Origin of the sequence: Paenibacillus barengoltzii G22 (assembly GCF_000403375.2) — a bacterium.
In the GTDB taxonomy this organism is placed as follows: Bacteria; Bacillota; Bacilli; order Paenibacillales; family Paenibacillaceae; genus Fontibacillus; species Fontibacillus barengoltzii.
In genome coordinates this window covers 1345294-1366660 of the sequence record NZ_KE159653.1, presented here as the reverse complement: position 1 = coordinate 1366660, position 21367 = coordinate 1345294, and the positions used below count along the sequence as shown (strand labels likewise).

Genomic DNA, 21367 nt, shown 5'->3' with positions numbered 1-21367 from the left:
GGTGACTTCCTCCATTCTTGAAGTTTTGGGTTTAGTCACTTGAAAACTTCTCCAAGTTGGGGTGAAGTCCCTTTTTTATCCCTAGAAATCCTTGTGCCATAGGTACTCAGAATTCTGCAAAATGCTCAATTAATATATGTAAAAATAGAATATAAAGCGGTTACAAGTTTGTGGCTCATATCCGGAGTGAGTCGCAAATTATAATACTAGGAGGTATCCAAATGATTCGTAGAAAGGTGTCTATTAAAGCTGCTTCACTTCTAGTTGCTTTAGCCGTATTCCTATCTACATTTCTCGCAGTTCTTCCAGCGAGTGCAGCCTCCAGAGGAGCATGGGCTCCTAATACTTCCTATGCCGTCAACGATACTGTAACTTATAACGGAAGTACTTATACTTGTATTCAAGCGCATACTTCCCTTGTTGGTTGGGAACCGCCAGTTGTTCCTGCTCTATGGTCGTTAAGCAGCGGCGGCGGTGGCGGCGGAGGAACTACACCATCCGATCCACCAACTAACCCGCCTACTACAGTAACTAAGCCAGCGGAGGTTCCAAGCCGCATCTGGACCTATGTCATGAATGCAGACAATGCCTATGGTAAAGGCGGGGATTTTGCCTTATTGCTCAGTGCCGTCATCAAGAAGGAAAGCTACTTTGGGGATGGATTGTCGGGCAGCCCTTCAGCCGGTGACGGATTGATGCAGGTTGAACCTAACACGCGGAATGCGTATTTGTCTCAATTTAGTGCAAAATATGGGCATGCCTATAATCACAGCAGTGAGCAGGATCAGGTATATATGGGTTCACTGATTTTGAATGAGAAGATTGTTCGATTCGGCAGCATCTACAGCGGCTTACTGCATTATAACGGGGGAGATTATTGGTATCCAGGAGCTACAGATTCCTATGGCCGCCCGATTCTGGCCGATCAATACGCTAATACCGTTTATGCTCAGTATAAGAGCTATGGCGGCAGATATTAAGGAGTAGAGGATCAGCAAGATTGCAAGATCCACCTCAACGTTAGGTTTGGGTGGGTCTTGCTTTTTTTATTCCCCATCGAGATTTTCAGGTACATTTTCCTAGGATGATGTTATTATTGATTTAATCAAATATTTTTTGTCGTAATTTGTAGATTGGAGTCGGTTTTGTTCATGAGAGGGATGCTCCGATTCAGTTCACGTAAAATTATCCTGTATATCGCTGCGGCCATTATGGTTGGTTTGGTGACATGCTATGCCGTCATCTCCGCCTCGAACTCCACAGAAATCCAAAGTGACAAGGGGACATTGGATTTATCCCAAGTTCAAGTGAGTGAGCGTCCGATAAAGCTACAAGGGGAATGGGAGTTTTATTGGCATGAGCTGCTGTCGCCTAATGACATACATGATCGCATAGCAAGCGATGGAAATCCGAACCGCTGGATCAACCTCCCGAACTCATGGCTAGGTTATCGGCTAGATGGTCAGCAGTTAAGCGGTACAGGCTTTGCAACCTTTCGGGTGATGATCCAGCTTAGCGAGCAGGATCGTCATGAGCGGCTTGCACTAAAGATGCCCTCGATATTTCACGCGTATAAATTGTGGGTGAACGGAGAACCGCTGGCCGAGGTGGGGGTCGTTGGTCAGGACAAGAGCAGCATGACACCGCGTCTGGCAACGAAGTTTGTGTACTTCCAGCCGGAAAATAACACCGTAGAACTGGTGATCCAAGTTTCCAACTTCCATCATAAGCGGGGCGGCATCACCAAGTTTATCGAGTTGGGCGGCAGTGATGTGCTTACGGTTAGGACTCACCTGAAAATCGCGGGGGAGATCTTTATCACCGCAAGCCTGATGGTCATCGGACTTTATCATTTGTTGTTATTCATCTTGCGACGCAAAGACAGGGCGCCTCTGTTTTTCGGGCTGTTTGCCTTGTTGTTAGGCATCCGTTCCTTGTTGGTTGGTGAGCTCTTGCTTACTCAATTATGGCCGAATTTTCCATGGGAGATCCAGTTCAAAATCGAGTACCTGACGCTCTGCAGCAGCGGGTATATCATTACGCGGTACTATATTAGCATTTTTGCAAATTATGTGTCGCGTTGGTTTCGTCTTGGCTCGCGGATCGTAACGGGTCTGCTCTGCCTGATTGTTGTGGCAGCTCCTGCGATAATTTATACCCATTTATTGTCGGTAATCGGTGTGGTCGTTGTTCTGCATATGCTGTATCTGATGGTTGGACTTGTCCAATCGGCAGTGCAGCGCAAGGAGGGAGCGCTGATCTTCCTGCTGGCTTCGATGGTTACTCTGGTTACGGTCATCAATGATTTTTTATATTTTAACGAATGGTCCTCCATCGGTAATACTTCTCCGCTGGGTCTCTTGATCTTTACGGTCGCACAGATGTTTTTGCTCTCCTCGAGATTTACGAAAACAGCCACGAACGAAGAAAGAATTGCCCGGGAATTACAGGAGGCGAACGACAAGCTGACGGAAATGAATATGAACTTGGAACAGACAGTCCAGGAACGAACCCATGCCTTATCTGTAGCTCACGATAATCTGCGAATTTCCTATGATCGGCTGCTTCTCTCCGAGCAGGGAAGGAAGAAGTTGCTGTCTTATATTACCCATGATCTGCGGTTACCGCTGTCCAGCATGCTAGGATATGTCGAAGCGGTGCAGGATGGGGTTAAGCCGGAACGCAACGAACAGTATTTGAGGTATATCCGGGATAACACGATTCGGGTGAACCGTATGATTGAGGAATTGTCCTATTTATCGCATTTGGAGACGGGACAAGTGATGTTCCAAATGGAGCCAATTCCTGTGGCTCAATTCCTGCGCCAGTTCTATGATCAATATGAGCTGGTTGTACGCGACACAGGGTTGGAGTTCGTATTGGATCTAGGGGATTCGGAAGATCCGGGGAGCGAGTCGTTAGTGGCCGAGATAGATATGCAAAGATTGGATCAGGCGTTATTTAATATCGTGTCGAATGCCATGAAGTTTACTGCGAGCGGCGGGGCCGTGCGGATTGGGTTAGCTGTGAACGAAGTGAAGGATCGCCGTTATGCCAATATTTGCGTAGAAGATACGGGAACCGGGATACCACCGGAACACCTCGAACATATCTTTGAACGCCATTACCGGTATGAACAACCTGGTGCCGATAAGGATGTAGATGGCAGCGGGCTTGGGCTGGCGATTTGCCGGGAAATTGTACAAGTCCATGGCGGGACAGTAAGAGCGGAGAGTGACGGAAAGACGGGAGCGGCATTTTACATATCGATTCCTTGTATTCGTCGAGAAGAGGGGTGAGGGCGTGGTTCATACACATAAAATTATGGTCGTCGATGATGATCCCAACATCTGCGAGATTGTACAGATATATTGCGAACGGGAAGGTTTTCGATGTGCCTGCAGCTATAGCGGGACGGAAGCGATGAAGTTACTAGTGACGTTCGAGCCGGATTTAATTCTACTGGATGTCTTGTTGGCGAATGAAAATGGGATCGCTTGGTGTATAAACGCACGTAACTACACGAATGCACCGATTGTGTTTCTGAGCAGCCGTGAGGATGACGAGGTGAAAATTGACGCCTTGTCCTATGGAGGCGACGATTATGTCACCAAACCGTTTAGCCCCGGAGTCCTTATGGCTAAAGTCAAGGCTCATCTTCGCAGGGCGTCGACAGGGAGAAAGGAACAACTGCTGGAGCTGCCAGGATTGACGCTTGATTTCTACGCTCAGTCTGTCATTCTGGGGAGGGAAACCATCTTTTTATCGAAAAAAGAGTTTGGTTTGCTATCCTTCATGGCGCAAAACGTGAATCGCGCCGTCAGTGTGGATGCGCTGTTTCAGGTGATCTGGGGAACGGATAGCTTGGAGGATACGCGGACGGTCGCTGTACACATCAGTAACTTACGCAAAAAAATTGAGGCTGACCCCGCCAATCCGGAGCGCATTGTGACGGTTCGTGGGATCGGGTATATGCTGGTTGCCCGGGGGGCGTAGTAAAAACAGCGGCGAAGGGATATTCCCTTGCGCCGCTTTTGAGTTTATAGGCTATCCAAATATTCGTCAATTGCAGCTTGGATATCTTGTTTAGAGGAGCCAGAGTATAATGGTGCACTGGAACCGCCGCCTGGGGATCCACCGCCAGGGAAGCCGCCGCCAATATCGCCAGGGTCGCCGCCTGGGAATCCACCACCAGGGAAGCCGCCGCCAATATCACCAGGGTCGCCTCCAGGGAAGCCGCCGCCTGGGTAACCGCCGCCAATATCACCAGCACCGCCTCCAGACCCACCGCCTGCTCCTAGATATTTCGATTGAAGGTAGCTTATGATCCCCGCCAAGTTCTGATCGGTTACTCCTTTTAAACCAGCATTTTCAAAAGTTTGCTTGTCAGGTTCATTTCCGGTGCCGTATGCGAAGTAATTATTGATGGCATTGATTTTTATCGTTTCTGTAACAATTGTTTGAATCTCATTTAATGTTTTCGGAAGTGCACTTGAAGGGTAATCATAGTCTTGCAATATCCCTTGGATGCCATATACATTCTCAGATGTAACTCCCGTAATCCCCGCATCCGCAAAGGTCGACTCATCAATTCCGGTCCAATCCCCGGATGCTGCTGCTTCATTAATCAAGTCTAGCGATGATTTGCTAGAAACAGTGACCGTGTATACGAAACTCGCAACCGAACTGTTTTTCAATCCCGACTTCACAGCGATCGCCTTGATCGTTGTGTTGTTTGTAATCGTAATTGGCCCTACATACATCGTGCTGGATGTCGTTGGTTCACTCCCATCCAACGTATAGTACACTGCAGCAGTAGCCGTTGCTGAAGTCAAAGTAACTTGCGTTCCCGAAGTCACCTCGCCGCCGGATGGAGATGCCGTTGGAGTCGCAACGGTAGATTGTACTGGCGGCTGAATAACTGGAGGGGAAGAGGAATCCGGTTGTGGACCAGAAGGCGAAGACGGCACGGTTTGTTGTTGTTTCTTTTCTTCTTCCTGTTTCTTTAGTTCCTCTTCCTTTTTCTTCTCTTCTTCTTCCTTCTTCTTCTGCTCTTCCTCTTGTCTCTTTGCTTCTGTATATTGCTGCTGGGCTTCGTATGCGCCTAACACGAGCAGATCGCGTGTCGCATGAGATTGCCCACCGAACTTCCCGTCGGCACCATTAGACATTAATTTAAGTTCAAGCGCTTTGGCGACATACCCCTTTGCCCATTCGGAAACGGTATGATCATCCACACCAGGTGTTGCCCTGGCATCGGCGTCCTTACCCAGCCCGCGAATCAGGAAAGTAGCTAACTGTTCCTTGGTAACCTTACCTGCCGGATCGTAGACACCATCTGCAACACCATCCGTAATCCCTGCGGCTTTTACTGCCTCTATAAATGGTACTGCATATCCATTTGCAGGATCATCCGCATTGACGTCAGAAAATGAGGATGTCTTAAGATCCTTATCTACTTTCAAATTGAAAATCAACGCGGCAACCTTAGCAAATTGCGCACGGTTCATCTCATCTTTGAGACCAAATGTGCCTTCACCCACGCCGTCGAAAATACCAGCGGAGATGAGTTCGTCAAATTTGGCTTTTGTGGCAGCATCCAGATCTTTCAGGTCCAAAAAATCGGCTGATGTCTTCTCGGCAGCTGTTACGCTATCGGCAGAGTAAATGACGGAACCTACGCACAGCAGTACTCCCATCAAGAATCCGGCAACCTTATTGCCCATCGTTTGTCCCTCCTAAGAAGTGTGATAAATGTTATTGATCTTCCTACTTTATCATGATTCATTCGACAAATTTCGAAAGTTAAAGAAATCTTTAAAATTGTCGTGGAGGGACATGAGCTAAGGGGTTCTGATCGAATCACGCCTTCTTCGCGATCCAGACCGTCCAAGCGTCCTTTTCTTGAATGGGAAGCGGGGCAGCTTCGAGCTTACCCGTGATAAAAGAAACCAATGCTTGCAATTCTTCATCCGTAAGTTCATGCAAAATCGAGCGTCCGGTTCTTTGCATCAAGTCCTCACTTAACTCTTCCAAATGCGTATACTTGCGCCGGGTTTCCCAAAGTCTAGTACTATGAACGAGCTGGAGGCCTGCCGCTTCCAGTGCCTTACGCACCTGACCATCCTCATGTCTGCGGCCGACTTCTTTCTCCTTCAACGAAGGGAAACGCTCGAAAAAATATCCTCGAAGATGATGTTCATCCCCAGGCAGCAGGCAATCTTCAGGCGTTCGATCCTGAACGATCAGCATTCCGCCGTCATCTAGCAGGCGAACGGCTTCTCTAAAGCATGGTTCCAAATCGTCTAGATGGTGAATTAGGGCTCTTTCCAAAACGACGTCGAACGCGTTGGAGGGAAGACCTGTTTGAGAAGCCTCACCTTGATGAAACGCGGCATGGGGGAGGTCCTTACAGTGATTTGCCGCAGCCTTCAGCATTTCCTCCGAGAAATCTACACCTACGACATGGGAAGCTCCCATTTGAATGAGCGCCTTCGTATAAATTCCGCCGCCGCATCCTATGTCGGCAACCCGTTTGTTGGATACATCAACAATCGAGCTGAGGAAAGAACTCCAAGATGCATCTGCCTCTCTTGTCGTATAAGTCAGTCGGTTGTTCGGGTCATGAAAATCGATAGGCATTTCGTTTCACCTCTCATCATCATTGTTTCACCAGATAAAACAAGGTTTCATTAATTATATTTTAATCCATATCGAGTGGATGCGAAAGGGGGGAGCATTCTATTGTGACAAAAAATCGCGGGATCCAAGCTGATCCAGCTTCAATCCCGCGATTTTTAGATGTAACCTTTAGAACTTCTCCGGAAACTGCTTCACAATGCCTTCTGTCAGGATATCCGCGATGAACCGGTAACCATCTTTTCATTGTGTATCTACTCCTCTGGGATTTGTGAATGTTACAACGATCTTAATATGAACGAGAAATCTCAACCTCATGCGCCCGGTATCTGGACTTCGCATGCATGATCACTTGAAGAAAATGGGGATGCTTAAGAGCGAGGCAGCCTTTATAATAGATTAGGTATTATAACGAGAGGATTTGAGGTTGAAGTGAACCGGAATTTTTGGCGTGATTTACCGCGACCTTTTTTTATACTTGCACCGATGGAAGATGTGACGCATGTGGTGTTTCGTCATGTCGTGAGTCAGGCGGGCAGACCGGATGTCTTCTTCACGGAGTTTACCAATACGGAGAGCTATTGTCACCCGGAAGGGAACCATAGCGTCCGCGGACGGTTGCTTTTTACGGAGGACGAGCAGCCGATGGTGGCGCATATTTGGGGCGATAAGCCGGAGTTTTTTGCCAAGATGAGTATGGGCATGGCGGAGCAAGGCTTCCAGGGGATCGATATCAATATGGGATGCCCGGTTCCGAATGTGGCGACGAATGGGAAGGGGAGCGGCTTAATTCTCCGACCCTCGGTGGCCGCTGAAGTGATCCAGGCCGCCAAAGCCGGGGGCTTGCCAGTAAGCGTGAAGACACGACTGGGTTTCACCGAGGTGGAGGAATGGCGGGAGTGGTTAACCCATATTCTGAAGCAAGACATTGTCAATCTGTCAATCCACCTGCGCACCCGAGAAGAAATGAGCCAAGTTGCAGCCCACTGGGAACTGATTCCGGAAATTAAGGCGCTGCGCGATCAAGTCGCACCACAGACCCTGCTCACGATTAACGGCGATATTCCCGACCGACAAACCGGCTTGAAGCTGGCTGAGCAGTATGGGGTAGATGGAATTATGATTGGGAGAGGGATCTTTAAGAACCCGTTTGCCTTTGAAAAAGAGCCAAGAGAGCACAGCACGACCGAATATCTGGATCTGCTGCGGTTGCATTTGGATCTCCATGATCAGTATTCCAATCAATTGGAGGCGCGTCCGTTTAAGGCGCTGCAACGTTTCTTCAAGGTGTACGTCAAAGGATTCCGCGGGGCAAGTGAACTAAGAAATCAACTGATGAGCACCTCATCAACCGATGAAGTGCGGAAGATGCTGGACGAGTTTACTCAGCAAATGGCCAGCGAATAAAGTAAACATAAGCAAAACAGGTCAACTATGGGCAGAACGCCACCATAGTCGACCTGTTTTTGTATAACTGTGTATTTCCCTGATTTACTTATGCTCTGCAAATCTCCACCAAGCCACGGTTCCGGCGAAGCCCACGATCGCCGTGAGGACGAGAATGCTGTAGCTGATGAAGCCGATATCTACACCCTTCGTCAGAAGAACCGGAATAGTCCATGGGAAGTACGGGCCGAGGCCGAGCTGAACAACCGCATTGGATGCGATGATGATTACGAAGATCAGCCCAATCGGGGCGAGATACCCTTTCGTGATATTGGCGATTAAAGCACTGGTTGAGCTGACAGCCATAATAAGCACGGATGTAAGCATGAACGTCCCGAAGAACTGAAGGATGGAGGAACCGGAACTGCCATTCACCCCAATGAAAGATCCGGCGATCGTAATTAGGGCAAAAGTGAAAAGGGCGATCAATATATTCCAGATCGTAATCACGATGAATTTCGACAGCACGCTATACGATTTGGGAATAGGCTTTACGATCAAATCTTTAATGGTTTTATCGGTGTATTCTCGTCCAAACACCCATGCTGAGGTGAAGGAGAACCCAACCACCAGCAGCGAGGCGATGGAGTCAAAGATATCCGTATAGTACATGTCCCAAGAAACGCCGGGCTCCTTGAAGAGCCCAATCAATAAAGGCATGGCGATAAAGACGATAGCCACGACCCAAAATACGATAGACTTCCATACTTTAAGCAGCTCGTTATGAATAAATGAAAGTAACATCAAGCGTTCACCCCTGCTGTGCGAATTGTCCGTAAAAAGTAACTTTCCAGATTTTCAGTGACTACGCTGAGATGGGTTGGCGGTTGGCTTGCACGTACTAACAGGTCTGCCAGTTGTTCTGGATTCCCCAAGGCACGCTCTTCAGTCAGCTCCAGCCGTTCATCCTCAGTATCTTTGAACGTGTACCCATTCTCGGCGAGAATATGTCGAATGGCATCGATATCTCGTCCGCCCACAACCAGTTTCTTCTCCACCGAACGCTCCAGTTGATCGATATTCATGTTCTGGACAAGTTGCCCTTTGTGCATGATCGCCACACTGTCAACCAGCTTAGACAGCTCCTCCAAGAGATGGCTGGAGAGGAAGATCGTGACGCCCTCGTTACGGGAAAGGTCAAGTAACAGCTCCCGGATTTCCACGACACTGGCTGGATCCAGCCCGTTGACCGGCTCGTCCAATATCAAAACCTCTGGGTTATGAATCATCGCTTTTGCTAACCCTAGGCGTTGTCTGTTCCCTAGAGACAGGTTTTTGGCTTTCTTCTTACGGTGAATTTCTAAATCCAGCTTCTTAATGACGCGGTCAACGGCCCCTCGGTCGGAGATCCGGTGCATTCTTCGGGCGATCTCCAGATTTTCCACCACGGTAAGATCCGGATAATAAGAAGCTTCCTCCAAGTAACCAACGTGGCTCCAAAGCTTATAGTTACCGGAGTCCACCTTGCTGCCCAACATATAGATGCTGCCGGAGGTAGGCTTGAGCAGCGACAGGAGCATCTTAATTGTTGTTGTTTTGCCAGCTCCATTCAAACCGAGGAAGCCCATAATTTCCCCTCTGTGTACTTCAAGCGAAAGGTTGCGAACCGCATGAAAATCGCCGAAGCTCTTGCTGACATTATCCAATTGGATGGCGTTGGTGCCGCCTCTTCTTCCATTACTCATCTCTCTAACCACCCTTTACTTTAAAATTTAGAGAAAACACGATTTGGTGTTTCACCTGAGCACAGCTTGTACTTTAAACGACGAATCTCAACTGAACCTCAACCCAGGGCGCCGAGTTGTTGATTTTTGGTTTATTTTTGGGGAGTATATTCAGTAGAAAAAAGGGGGAGATCCTGTGTTTGATATCTTGGTGGTCGAAGATGACGTCAATACGCAGCGACTGATCTGCGCCGTGCTTCAACGCGGGGGCTACAACTCGCATGTGTCCGGAAATGGGATCGAGGCACTTAACCTGATGGAGGAACGTCACTTCGATTTGGTTGTACTAGACTTGATGATGCCGGAGATGGACGGATACCAATTATGTGAGGATTTACGAAGCGCGGGGGACAACATTCCGATCCTGATGGTGACTGCGGCCCATGATATCAAGTTTAAGCACAATGGCTTCCTTGTCGGAACCGATGATTATATGACTAAGCCCTTCGACGAGCAGGAACTGCTGTTCCGAATCAAAGCGCTGTTGCGTCGCGCACAGATCGCGAACGAGCGCAGGCTAGTTGTCGGGGAAACGGTATTGGATTACAACGCACTCACGGTGACAAGGGGAGATCAACAAATCTCTTTGCCGCAGAAAGAATTTTACCTTCTGTTTAAGCTGCTTAGTTATCCGAATAAAATTTTTACGCGATTGCAGCTGCTTGAGGAGATTTGGGGGCCAGATACGGAAACGGATGATCATACACTGAACGTTCATATCAACCGGCTGCGCGACAAATTTAGAGACAGTCCCGATTTTGAGATCGTGACGGTGCGCGGTTTGGGATACAAAGCGGTGAAGAGGGGATGAACTTGATCCAACAGTTTTTGCCGAAAAAAATCACCCTAGCCGTGACATTAGTCGCCTGGGTCTTTCTCGTCATGGTGCTGTCGATTACATCTGCTGGCTTGCTTGCCTTCTTGCTGAACCGCGCAGGCTGGATTGACCTGAATCAGCCGAATTCCTATCGCGGCATTTACGTCCTGATCTACATCAGCATTTTTATGGGCGTTGTCATTGCCGCGTTGTTAAGCAGACGATCCGTCAAGCCGATTCGCGATATGATGGAGGCTACCGCGAAGGTGGCCAAAGGGGATTTTTCAGCCCATGCGACGGTGAAGGGGAGCGTCGTTTTTGAACTAGACGAGCTTGCCGTCAGTTTTAACAAGATGGTGCAGGAGTTAAAAGGAATCGAAACGCTGCGAAGCGACTTCGTGCGGAATTTCTCCCATGAGTTTAAAACGCCGATCGTCTCCATCAGCGGCTTCGCCAAGTTGCTGAAGCAGGGAAATCTCAGCGAAGAAGACAAGCAGGATTATCTGGATCGCATCATTCAGGAATCCGAACGACTCGTGGAGCTGTCTACCAGCATTCTCAACTTGTCCAAGGTGGAGAACATTGAAATTTTGAGCGAAAAGACGAGCTATCGGCTGGATGAACAGATCCGACTTGCCGTTCTGATGCTGGAGCCAAAGTGGAACGCGAAATCGCTTCAGCTGGATATCACATTGGACGATGTCACGATTCACGGCAATAAAAACCTGCTTCAGCAAGTGTGGATCAACCTTCTCGACAATGCGATCAAATTTACGGAAAGTGGCGGAAAGCTGAAAATTACGCTTCAGCGGAGGGGGCAGCAAGCGATCTTCCGGCTTGAAGATAATGGCCGCGGGATGGATGAAGAGACGATGCGGCGCATGTTTGATAAGTTTTACCAAGGCGATTCGTCCCGCTCCATGACAGGCAACGGATTGGGATTAACCATTGTCAAGCGCATTATCGATTTGTGCGAGGGGACGATTGAGGTGGACAGTGAGCTTGGAGTGGGTTCGATTTTTACGGTTCGGCTGCCGCTGGGCATGGTTCTCCAAACTAAAGGTCAATAAAAAATGACGCCCCACATCACTAGTCGAATTCAGGGTGAAGGGGCGTCTTCGTCTGTTCACTTCTCATTTCAGCAGCGGCAAAAAAATCTCATCCACGATCTCCTCAATGGTCTTCATAGAAACGGGTTCCAACGTAATTAGCAGTTCATGTCTCACAAGATCTACAGGCAGCCTGGTAATGCGCGGCGTAACCTTCTCCGGACGAATTTCCCCTCTTTCTATGGCTCGGTCCAAAATAACGGTCATCGTATTCGTTCTTCGAAAATTGAGAATATCGGAGAAAGGAATGTCAGATACTACGGACATCAGGCCGTGAATCGTTTTGGGGCCAATTTGCTGCAGCATCTCATTTAACTCATTCAGCAAGAGGAGGACATCGCTGCGCAAATTCCCGGTATCCGGGACTGAAACCGTCGGCAAATGGTTCAGAATCGCAGCTAAGACAAGCTCTTCCCGATTCGGCCAACGACGATAAATGACAGGTTTGCTGGTTTGAGCCCGAGCGGCAACTCCTTCAATCGTAAGGTGATGAAAGCCAATTTCCATCAATTCGTCCCATGCGGCTTGAAGAATCGCCCCCTCCAATTCAGCTCCTCGTCTTCGCGTTGATCCTTCTCCTTCATTGATTTTATTCATAATACAAACCTCCAATAAAATACGTTGCGTTTCTTATTCGATTGTAGTATGATGAATCCGAATAAGAAACGTTTGGTTTCTAAATGGATAAGGAGTGATACACGTGAGTAAACCAGGCGAACTTGCAGCATCACCATCAAAAATGAAAATCGATCCAGCTGTCATGAAAGTGGCATGGATTCTGTTGGTGGGGATGCTTGCCCCTTTATTCGATACTACCATAATGAACGTCGCCATCGATACCCTTGGCAATGTACTGCATGCTCCAGTTACATCGATCCAGTGGGTGATGACGAGTTATTTGCTCGCGATTAGCTTGGTTATTCCCATTTCCGGCTGGTTGGTTGATCGTTATGGCGGTAAAAATATGTGGAATTTGGCTTTAAGTTTGTTTCTTGTCGGTTCTGTATTGTGCGGCTTGTCTTGGAATGTGGGAAGCCTCATTGCTTTTCGCGTCATTCAAGGCTTGGGCGGCGGTTTGATGATGCCGATCATGCAGACGATGATTGTCCGCGCAGCAGGCGGGCAGAACTTAGGCCGGGTTATGGCGATTGTGGGGTTGCCGGTTCTGATCGGGCCGATTCTTGGTCCCGTATTGGGCGGGGTGATTATCCATAATCTAGATTGGCGTTGGATTTTCTATGTTAATATTCCGGTGTGCTTGATTGCCCTGTTCTTATCTCTAAAGGGATTGCCCAAAGATGATGTCGCAAATCATCCGCAGAAGCTGGACTTACTAGGTTTAACTCTGGTGTCTCCGGCGCTCGTGCTGATGATTTATGGACTTACGAAAGTCAGCTCGGAGCATGGTTTCTTTAAAAGTCCGGTTCTTGTTCCTATCGCGATTGGACTGTTGTTTATGATCGTCTTCTGCTGGTATGTACTCAGAAAAACCGATCATCCGATCGTCGATCTGCGAATCTTTAAGAGCACAACGTTCTCTGCATCTGCCTGTCTGTTGTTTATCTCAGGGCTTTCTTCCTATGCCGGCATGTTGTTATTGCCGCTGTATTATCAACAGGTTCGCGGTCACAGCGTGCTTGCTTCAGGGTTGCTGTTGATTCCTCAAGGCCTCGGGATGTTAATGACCCGCTCCTTGGCAGGGAAGCTGACGGATACCATCGGCTCCCGATGGGTGGTTCTCGGCGGTACTATTCTGACGCTGCTCGGAACTTTACCTTTTGCCATGAGTTCAGTAGATACCAGTGAACTGATGCTGGCCATATCCCTGGTTGTCCGCGGCGGAGGACTTGGGGGCTTGATGCTTCCGATCATGGCCACCGCCTATGAGGGGTTATCGAAGGAATTGGTACCGCATGCCAGCAGCGCAACCCGGATTCTTCAGCAAATTGGGGGTGCGTTTGGGGCTTCGGTCTTTGCCGTCATCTTGCAGAATCAAATCAACAGCCAACCCGTTCACGATGTCTCAACGCTGAACACAGCGTTTAACCATACCTTTATGTGGTCCGTTGTCTTCACGATTGTATCGCTTGTGTTTATCATCTTCTTGCCTCATAAGAAAAAGAATACTGTTCTTAAGCCCAGCATCAACTGATGAGGTAAAACGGGTTTGAAATAGTCTTTCTTGAGGGGAATCCCTTGAGAAAGACTTTTTTTATTGGCCCCCTGTAACGCTGTTGGCATGGGGCTCACCGGTTCCCATTGTACCATGATTTGATGACTGGATGACTAGGTGGTGCCATTCTAGCAAAATTGCGTTATAGTAGGTAATGCAATCGGAACATTCGAAAGGGCAGTCATCATGAATAAAACAAGTTCCTTCTTCCTTCGCAAGAAAGAAGAATTAGGTGTTGAATTAAATGAAATCCAGAAGCAAGCGGTCCTTCAAACAGAGGGACCCTTGCTTTTGTTAGCTTCACCGGGATCGGGGAAGACCACAACGATCATTATGCGAATTGGGTATCTGATCGAAGAAAAAGGCGTTCTCCCCAGAAGGATTAAGGCGGTGACGTTTAGCCGCGCTTCAGCGCACGATATGAAGGAGCGGTTTAACACCTTCTTCCCAGAGCTGACGCCGGTTGATTTCTCGACGATTCATAGCTTGGCCTTCGAGGTGGTGCGGGAGCATTTTCGTGCGACCCAGACGCCGTTCCAGATCATCGAAGGCGATGTCGACGCCGCTCAGCAAGAAGCCAGCGGTTCGGAGCAACTTCCGTTACATAAGAAGATCATATTGCGGAATCTCTATAAAGCGATCACCGGAGAGAATATCACAGATGACCAGCTGGACGAGCTGACGACCTATATTAGCTATATCAAAAATAAAATGATCCCCTTCGAGCAATGGTCCGCGGTTAAAGTGGAGGTGCCCCATGCCGAGCAGATCTTGCGGGAGTACGAGCATTTCAAGCAATCCGGCACCCATTCATTGCTGCTGGATTATGACGACATGCTGGTGGTTTGCGAACGCATCCTGGCGGAGCATGAAGGGGTGCTCCGCAGGTACCAGAGGCGTTATGATTATGTCCTCACAGATGAAAGCCAGGATACGTCCAGGGTGCAGCATGCGATTATCGAGAAGCTGGTGCAACAGCATCGTAACCTATGCGTCGTTGCCGACGATGATCAAAGCTTGTATAGCTGGCGAGGGGCCGATCCTGCATATTTACTGAACTTCAAGCAGGTCTATCCGGAGGCGTTGATCTTGTTTATGGAGCAAAATTACCGATCCACACCGGATATCGTGAACGTTGCCAACACGTTGATCCAGCGCAACCAAGACCGATACCCGAAAAAGATGTTCACCGAGAATCCGCCTTACAAGCCGATTGAGATTCGCTGTTTGGACGATTACGGCGAGCAGGCCAAGTATCTGGTGAACGAGATTCAGCAGCTCAGGAACCTTGCCGAGGTAGCGATCCTGTATCGGAACAATTCCTCATCCGTCGCGTTAATGAACGAGTTTGATCGTGCGGGCATTCCTTTTTATATGAAGGATGCGGATAACCGGTTCTTCTCCCATTGGGTTGTCGAGGATATCTTAAATTTCATGCGGATGACGTTCACGGATAAACGTCCCGATATTCTGGAGAAGATCCATCTGAAATTTAATGGATATATCAGCAAGGAGCAGATGGCGGCGCTGCTCAAGATTCGAAATGAGGAATCCGTCTTTGATAATCTGTTGAACCGGGTCCCGCTTAAGGATTATCAGGTGAAGCAGCTGCAGATGTGTAAGGAGACGTTTCAGGAAATGAAAGGGATGCCGCCGCTGCATGCGATTCGGGTGATCCGCGATCGACTGGGCTATGAGAAAGCCTTAGAGAAGATTTGCGAGTGGAAGGGATTCCGTATGGAATATCTCTTGGGGATCTTGAACACGCTGGAGGAAATCGCGGCGGAATTGGCGACCATGGAGGAATTCGCCGCCAGATTAAAATACCTGGAGTCGGTCTTGCGAACAGCTAGGTCCAAGCGAGGGCAAAATGCGGTCACCTTCTCTACGCTGCACAGCTCCAAGGGCTTAGAGTTCGAGCGCGTGTATATGATCGATCTAGTGGAAGGGATCATTCCGTCTAAGGCGGATAAGGAGAACACGGACATGATGGAGGAGGCGACCCGGCTATTTTATGTGGGGATGACCCGGGCGAAGAAACATCTGGAGCTTCTGACTTACAAGAAACGGGATGGGGCAGAGGTGACGGAGTCGAGGTTCGTGGCCTACGTGAGGTACATCCAACTTCCACCTCAAGCGGCCGCGGCTTCGTCTGCGGCTTCGCCTTCCATCCCTGCTTCAGCACAGGACAATCCCAATGCCATCCGAACGTTGGCTGAGCTGAGGGAGGGGGAATCAATCGTCCACCGGGCTTTCGGAAAGGGAACAATTCTGCAAGTGAATGGGGAACGAGTTCATATCCGATTTGAGGAGGGGGAAAAAGCTTTATCAACGACCACCTGTCTCCAAATGGGCTTGTTGGAACGGGCGGAGGATGCATCCTAGCTAAGCGATTAAGTCAAATGGTCACTGCGAGCTGGCGTCGATAAGTATTCGGCGTCAGCCTTTTTTACGAACACAAGACCGAGGAACCCTTGACATCTTATCACTTGAGTAGTAAATTGAAGGCAAATCATCGAAAGAAGAGGAAAGACCATGAACGATTACACCCTGGGCGTGTTAACCTGGCTGCGTCTGGTCCGGTTCAAGAATCGCAGCGATCAATTAACGAACGATTTTTTGAAGCGGTTTGACTTGACGACGGCTCAGTTCGATGTCCTGATGCAAATCCGCACTTTTCAGCCCCTGAACCAGATGGAACTAGCTAAGAAGGTAACGGTGACTGAGGGCGGAATTTCGCGGATGCTTGTTAGACTAGAGAAAGAAGGGTACATCGAACGCAAACAAGATTGGAAGACGAAAATGATCAGCCTGACGGAAAAGGGAGAAGCGATCATGAACGAGGCGTTTCCGGCGCAGCTGGCCTTTCAAACTTCTTTCTTTGACGAAGTGTTGTCCAAGGATGAGCAGAAAACATTATTGTCGTTGATGTCACGACTGGAGAAGCATAGCCGCAACAAACAGGTTCCACCGCAACCTTAATTTTTTTACCCTATCACTTGATTAGTCAAGTGAATAATCCAAATAACAATCCAAAAGGAGAGAGAACCCATGGAACAATATCGCATCAAACCGGATCAAGGAATGGAGATCGGATTTTACTCTGTAGGGGATTATGTATCCAATCCGCTGACGGGCCAACAAATCAGCGCGCAACAGCGGATTAAGGAGTTGATCGAGGCAAGTAAACTGGCCGAACAAGCGGGACTCGATGTCTTCGCTGTTGGGGAACGACATCAGGTGGACGGCGCGACCCAGGCGCATTCCGTCATCCTCGGCACGATCGCGCAGGCGACGGAACATATCAAGCTTGCCAGCGCAGCGACGGTGCTCAGCGTACACGATCCCGTGCGGATGTATGAGGATTTTGCAACGATTGATCTGATCTCTGACGGCCGGGCCGAAATGATCGCAGGCAGAGGCTCCACAATTGGAACTTATTATACGATGGGCTATGATGTGAAGGATTACGAGGCATTGTTTGAAGAAAAATTCGATCTGCTGCTCAAGTTAAATCGTGAGGAGGTCGTGAATTGGGAAGGGAAGTATAGATTGCCGCTTCACGATGCGCATATTTTGCCGCGGCCGCTTCATGGGAAGCTGCCGATCTGGCGCGCAGTTGGCGGTACGCCGGAGAGTGCGCTCAAGGCTGGAATTGCGGGAGTTCCCATGACGTTGGCCACGCTGAGCGGTCCATCCGCCCTCTTCAAGCCGGCGGTGGACTTTTATCGTCAAGCCGCGGCGAAAGCCGGCCACGATCCGGCCCATCTGCCTGTGGCGATCACGTCGATGCTCTATGCGGCTGACAACTCGCAGGATGCAAGAAACGAGTTCTATCCGCATGTGAATCATGTATTTGAGGTGATGCGCGGCTCCTCTTTTCCGAGAGAGCAACTGATGCGTTCAGCGAACGTCGAGGATGCCCTGATGGTCGGCAGTCCGCAGCTGATCATCGAGAAAATCTTGTATCAACACGAATTATACGGTCATCAACGAGTGCTGCTTCAAATGGATCTAGGCGGTTTGCCTTTTGATAAGGTGGCCCGCAACATCGAGCTCGTTGCCACCCAAATCGCACCGGCCATCCGCAAGTATACGGGGAAGAAATAAGCGTGGGCAGAACAGGAAACCACTTGATTCTCATCAAGTGGTTTTTTGTCGAGCTCGGGTGGAAAGAAAGCGGTTGGTTTGGTGGTTTGAGAGTTTTTTGAGAGAGACGTGTGATAATTTGATATTTGAAATTTAATCAATCAACTTTGGAACAGTCAAAGTGTGGTCAGAAAATTACAAGATGGGAGAGGCATATGAAGAAAAAAATAATTTCGATGGCAGTGGCGTTGATGTTAACGGTCTCGAGTATGCCAATGGCGAATGCACTATCGTCAGTAGCAGAGGTTTATTACAATGTCGGGACAAGCCCTTATGAATCTGGTAATTTCGAGAGACTGTTGAATGAGGCTGTCCGATTAAAACTGCAAGGGGAAGGCATTAATCCTAAATACGTATCCATCATGGACGCGAGTGCAGATCCCGCATCTGTAACGAATTCGACGTATCATTACGTCCATTCCGGTTATGACAGCTGGTATATGGGATTCCCGCCGGAAGTGGAAACGGCCGATTACAACCACGTTCAAATTTCGAACAACGGGAAATCATTAACTTTCTATGGTTATACCGTGCCGGGATATAAGGATTTCATGCTTACGGAGGGAAGCCCTTCCGGCAAGAAGGTGATCACCTTTGACATGGATGAATCCAAGGTAAATTATCACAGTATGGAAGGCGGAGGCTTTCTATTTAACACCCGCATCGACGGTGAGGATCGACTGAGTGGTTACGCGATTTTATATGTTCAAGGATTTGTTAACGTTTATGAACTGAATCAGGTTGACGTGATGACTCTTCACGAGAACAGCAATTTTACCTTGCAATTTATACCCGGCGTTTCGCTGCTTCAATCTTATCCGAAGGGATCAGCTCAGCAGCACAGCATCAAAATTGTAGCTACAGATACCCAATTAAATATGTGGGATAACGGCGAACAACTGATCCGGGATCTTCATCTTGCGAACACTTATGGAGATGAATTTGGCCCGCTTGTCAGCCATATCAGCCATGGATGCGAGATTATATCCATTTTTGCCTATGATAATATGAAGCTGTTCTCGACTTCAGAGAAAGCCTTGGATGAGGCAGCTCATCAAATCAATTGGGAGCCGCATGCTCCGCTTCGCTATCTTGTGAATCTGAACAATGAAGATCCTAGCGATATTTTGGTTCAAAATGATGTAAAGGAACTGTTTAGAGATCGGGATATCCAATATGTTGGAGTAACTGACGCCACTTACAAGACCATCGATGAAAGTTTCATTGATGACCTTGGAAACGGCGGGCTACACATTGACTCCGGCGGAGATATCGATGATATCGTGGAGCAAATTGCCAATCGTATTGTAGACAACATTCTTCAATATAAGGATGACATTATCGCTATTGAAGCAGCCGAGGCAAATACTCAAATCGGTTATGCTCCCGGTGAATCCAAAAGCGCAGTGAAAACAAATCTCACGCTAAACCCAACGGATGACGCTGAAGTGGTATGGTCCTCTGACCAGCCATCGATCATTGCGGCCGATGGAACCGTGACGAGACCAGTCATTGATCAGCAAGGAACTTATGTTAACTTGACAGCAACCATCACTAAGGGCCATTTAACCAGTGAAATGACATTTACCGTATATGTACTTGCGGCGGATCCGGCCCCATTAACGACCTTGGCGGCTACTCCAGGGGATGGTCAAGTGACCTTGAGTTTCCCGCCGTTGAGAGGTGCAACAGCCGGGGATATTATAGTTGAGATGTCGACAGACGGTGAGAACTTTACGACTGTCAGCCCGGAAGAAACCTTGGATGCGACATCTACCAGCGCTACGATCACCGGTTTAACGAATGGAACAACTTATTACTTCCGGTTAAATATCGGATCTGGTAAATATCCAGGCATCTCGAATGTGATTACGGTGACGCCAAGCGCAGTTGTCGTTCCGACGCCACCAACTCCATCTCCTTCTGTGCCATCGGCTCCATCGACACCAATTATTGAACAGCCGACCACGAAGACGGAAGCAACGGTTACGGACCAATCGCATGGCGGCAAAGTCGTTCAGGACAAGATTACCAAGCTTGTCGGAGATAGCCTGAAGGTATCTGGAAGAATTAAGTCAGCAGACGGCAAAGAACTGAATCTACCGAATATTGTAATGAACTCGGATGGAAGCTTTAATTTACCGAAAGTGCCTCCAGGCGAGTATCATCTAGCGCTGAATGTGTTTGCGCCAAATGGAGAGAAGCTGGCAGGTCCTGCCGGTAAGCTTGTCGTCGACAGCGCCGGCAAAGCAAGTATGTCAGTAGATTTGATCGACCCATACGGAACAATTCTGGACACTGTAACAGGACAACCGGTTTCGGGAGTCCATATGCAACTGTACTGGGCGGATACGGAGCTGAACCGTTCCAAAGGCAGAACGCCGGGTACTCTGGTGAATCTGCCGGAACTGCCGGATTTTGCACCAAACCAAAATCACAACCCGCAACGTAGTACTGACGACGGCGAATATGGCTGGATGGTTTACCCGGATGGGGATTATTACTTCCTCGGCGAGAAAGATGGGTACATCGTATTCGATAGCCGTAACGACGAGCGAGAAGAAACCTTTGGGGTCGACAGCTACATTAGAGACGGGATTATTCATGTGGGAGATACAATCGTCAAATTCAGTTTCTCCTCACAGCCGGAACTTAAAGATGCTGGTGAACACGGAGCATATATGGTCGGTTATCCGGACGGAACCTTCAAGGCGGACCAGGGAATTACGAGAGCTGAGGTTGCTGCGATTTTGTCCCGTTTGTATAAGCCTGTCGCCAGCACTAATAAAGTAAAATATGCAGATGTAAGTGCAAAATCCTGGGCAGCAAATGCCATCATGATTGCCACCAACAATAAATGGATGGTGGGTTCCGGCAACAATCAATTCAAGCCGCAAAATCAAATTACCCGTGCTGAATTCGCACAAATTCTGATGAATTTGTATAAGTGGGAAGATGTGACGGGAAGTAACTACACGGATGTATCTGGACATTGGGCTGAAAAGGCAATTACTGCAGCTGAGAAGCAAGGAATACTTGCTGATTTCACGGACAAGACCTTCAACCCGAATCAGCCGATTACAAGATTGGAAGTTGTTCGGATCTTTAACGATCTGTTAGGACGTAAACCGTGGAATGTCAAGGTTGCACCGAAGTGGACCGATGTTCCGGTAAATCACAATTATTATACTGATATTATGGAAGCTTCAACTCCGCATCCGTTTGAGCAATATAAGACCGGAATTGAAGATTGGAAAAATTAATCGATATCGCTTGCCTAAAACCCGCTCTTAGAGCGGGTTTTAGGCAT

16 protein-coding genes are annotated in these 21367 nt (G+C 48.5%); 11 read left to right on the top strand and 5 right to left on the bottom strand.

Annotated elements, in window-relative coordinates:
• Positions 1-221: 221 nt before the first annotated feature.
• From C812_RS14425 to C812_RS14415, 3 genes are all read left to right on the top strand, one after another.
• Complete coding sequence (locus C812_RS14425; protein ID WP_016313393.1) at positions 222-980, top strand: carbohydrate-binding protein; 759 nt, start codon at positions 222-224, stop codon at positions 978-980.
• A gap of 171 nt (positions 981-1151) precedes the next feature.
• Positions 1152-3299 (top strand): ATP-binding protein, encoded by a 2148-nt coding sequence (locus C812_RS14420; protein WP_016313392.1) that lies wholly within the window; start codon positions 1152-1154, stop codon positions 3297-3299.
• A 4-nt stretch (positions 3300-3303) separates the two neighbouring features.
• Positions 3304-3996: a response regulator transcription factor gene (locus tag C812_RS14415; RefSeq protein WP_016313391.1), complete on the top strand. Its 693-nt coding sequence runs from the start codon at positions 3304-3306 to the stop codon at positions 3994-3996.
• 44 nt (positions 3997-4040) lie between these two features.
• Here C812_RS14415 and C812_RS22705 read toward each other — a convergent pair whose 3' ends face one another.
• Positions 4041-5726, bottom strand: coding sequence for a chitobiase/beta-hexosaminidase C-terminal domain-containing protein (locus C812_RS22705; RefSeq protein ID WP_016313390.1), 1686 nt, complete (start codon positions 5724-5726; stop codon positions 4041-4043).
• Positions 5727-5862: 136 nt separating this feature from the next.
• Positions 5863-6642: a class I SAM-dependent methyltransferase gene (locus tag C812_RS14405; protein ID WP_016313389.1), complete on the bottom strand. Its 780-nt coding sequence runs from the start codon at positions 6640-6642 to the stop codon at positions 5863-5865.
• 483 nt (positions 6643-7125) lie between these two features.
• On the opposite strand from C812_RS14405, the gene C812_RS14400 reads away from it, so the two are divergent.
• Positions 7126-8046, top strand: a complete 921-nt coding sequence (locus C812_RS14400) for a tRNA dihydrouridine synthase (protein WP_244268323.1) — start codon at positions 7126-7128, stop codon at positions 8044-8046.
• An 84-nt stretch (positions 8047-8130) separates the two neighbouring features.
• Here C812_RS14400 and C812_RS14395 read toward each other — a convergent pair whose 3' ends face one another.
• Both C812_RS14395 and C812_RS14390 read right to left on the bottom strand, forming a co-directional pair.
• Positions 8131-8829 (bottom strand): ABC transporter permease, encoded by a 699-nt coding sequence (locus C812_RS14395; protein ID WP_016313387.1) that lies wholly within the window; start codon positions 8827-8829, stop codon positions 8131-8133.
• The gene (locus tag C812_RS14390) at positions 8829-9770 is read right to left on the bottom strand and encodes an ABC transporter ATP-binding protein (RefSeq protein WP_016313386.1); all 942 of its coding nucleotides are present in this window, start codon (positions 9768-9770) and stop codon (positions 8829-8831) included. Before C812_RS14390 ends, C812_RS14395 begins: the two co-directional genes overlap by 1 nt.
• Positions 9771-9945: 175 nt before the next feature.
• Between C812_RS14390 and C812_RS14385 the strand changes: the two genes are divergently transcribed.
• Both C812_RS14385 and C812_RS14380 read left to right on the top strand, forming a co-directional pair.
• Positions 9946-10620, top strand: coding sequence for a response regulator transcription factor (locus tag C812_RS14385; protein ID WP_016313385.1), 675 nt, complete (start codon positions 9946-9948; stop codon positions 10618-10620).
• Complete coding sequence (locus C812_RS14380) at positions 10617-11696, top strand: HAMP domain-containing sensor histidine kinase (RefSeq protein WP_016313384.1); 1080 nt, start codon at positions 10617-10619, stop codon at positions 11694-11696. Before C812_RS14385 ends, C812_RS14380 begins: the two co-directional genes overlap by 4 nt.
• Before the next feature lie 63 nt (positions 11697-11759).
• Here C812_RS14380 and C812_RS14375 read toward each other — a convergent pair whose 3' ends face one another.
• Positions 11760-12332, bottom strand: coding sequence for a TetR/AcrR family transcriptional regulator (locus tag C812_RS14375; RefSeq protein WP_009225746.1), 573 nt, complete (start codon positions 12330-12332; stop codon positions 11760-11762).
• A 103-nt stretch (positions 12333-12435) separates the two neighbouring features.
• Here C812_RS14375 and C812_RS14370 point away from each other — a divergent pair, with 103 nt between their 5' ends.
• The 5 genes from C812_RS14370 (at position 12436) to C812_RS14350 (ending at position 21320) form a co-directional block, all read left to right on the top strand.
• Positions 12436-13887, top strand: a complete 1452-nt coding sequence (locus C812_RS14370) for an MDR family MFS transporter (protein ID WP_016313383.1) — start codon at positions 12436-12438, stop codon at positions 13885-13887.
• Positions 13888-14094: 207 nt separating this feature from the next.
• On the top strand, positions 14095-16293 hold the full coding sequence (locus C812_RS14365) for an ATP-dependent helicase (RefSeq protein WP_016313382.1): 2199 nt from the start codon (positions 14095-14097) through the stop codon (positions 16291-16293).
• Between the two features lie 150 nt (positions 16294-16443).
• Complete coding sequence (locus tag C812_RS14360) at positions 16444-16890, top strand: MarR family winged helix-turn-helix transcriptional regulator (protein ID WP_016313381.1); 447 nt, start codon at positions 16444-16446, stop codon at positions 16888-16890.
• A 69-nt stretch (positions 16891-16959) separates the two neighbouring features.
• The gene (locus C812_RS14355) at positions 16960-18018 is read left to right on the top strand and encodes an LLM class flavin-dependent oxidoreductase (protein WP_016313380.1); all 1059 of its coding nucleotides are present in this window, start codon (positions 16960-16962) and stop codon (positions 18016-18018) included.
• A gap of 194 nt (positions 18019-18212) precedes the next feature.
• Positions 18213-21320, top strand: coding sequence for an S-layer homology domain-containing protein (locus C812_RS14350; RefSeq protein WP_016313379.1), 3108 nt, complete (start codon positions 18213-18215; stop codon positions 21318-21320).
• Positions 21321-21367: the final 47 nt, after the last annotated feature.

Bases quoted from the DNA above. Each gene is read 5' to 3' on its own strand.
- C812_RS22705 (WP_016313390.1), bottom strand. From the start codon at position 5,726: ATGGGCAATAAGGTTGCCGGATTCTTGATGGGAGTACTGCTGTGCGTA.
- C812_RS14395 (WP_016313387.1), bottom strand. From the start codon at position 8,829: ATGTTACTTTCATTTATTCATAACGAGCTGCTTAAAGTATGGAAGTCT.
- C812_RS14365 (WP_016313382.1), top strand. From the start codon at position 14,095: ATGAATAAAACAAGTTCCTTCTTCCTTCGCAAGAAAGAAGAATTAGGT.
- C812_RS14375 (WP_009225746.1), bottom strand. From the start codon at position 12,332: ATGAATAAAATCAATGAAGGAGAAGGATCAACGCGAAGACGAGGAGCT.
- C812_RS14405 (WP_016313389.1), bottom strand. From the start codon at position 6,642: ATGCCTATCGATTTTCATGACCCGAACAACCGACTGACTTATACGACA.
- C812_RS14350 (WP_016313379.1), top strand. From the start codon at position 18,213: ATGAAGAAAAAAATAATTTCGATGGCAGTGGCGTTGATGTTAACGGTC.
- C812_RS14400 (WP_244268323.1), top strand. From the start codon at position 7,126: ATGGAAGATGTGACGCATGTGGTGTTTCGTCATGTCGTGAGTCAGGCG.
- C812_RS14420 (WP_016313392.1), top strand. From the start codon at position 1,152: ATGAGAGGGATGCTCCGATTCAGTTCACGTAAAATTATCCTGTATATC.
- C812_RS14380 (WP_016313384.1), top strand. From the start codon at position 10,617: ATGAACTTGATCCAACAGTTTTTGCCGAAAAAAATCACCCTAGCCGTG.
- C812_RS14425 (WP_016313393.1), top strand. From the start codon at position 222: ATGATTCGTAGAAAGGTGTCTATTAAAGCTGCTTCACTTCTAGTTGCT.
- C812_RS14390 (WP_016313386.1), bottom strand. From the start codon at position 9,770: ATGAGTAATGGAAGAAGAGGCGGCACCAACGCCATCCAATTGGATAAT.
- C812_RS14355 (WP_016313380.1), top strand. From the start codon at position 16,960: ATGGAACAATATCGCATCAAACCGGATCAAGGAATGGAGATCGGATTT.
- C812_RS14360 (WP_016313381.1), top strand. From the start codon at position 16,444: ATGAACGATTACACCCTGGGCGTGTTAACCTGGCTGCGTCTGGTCCGG.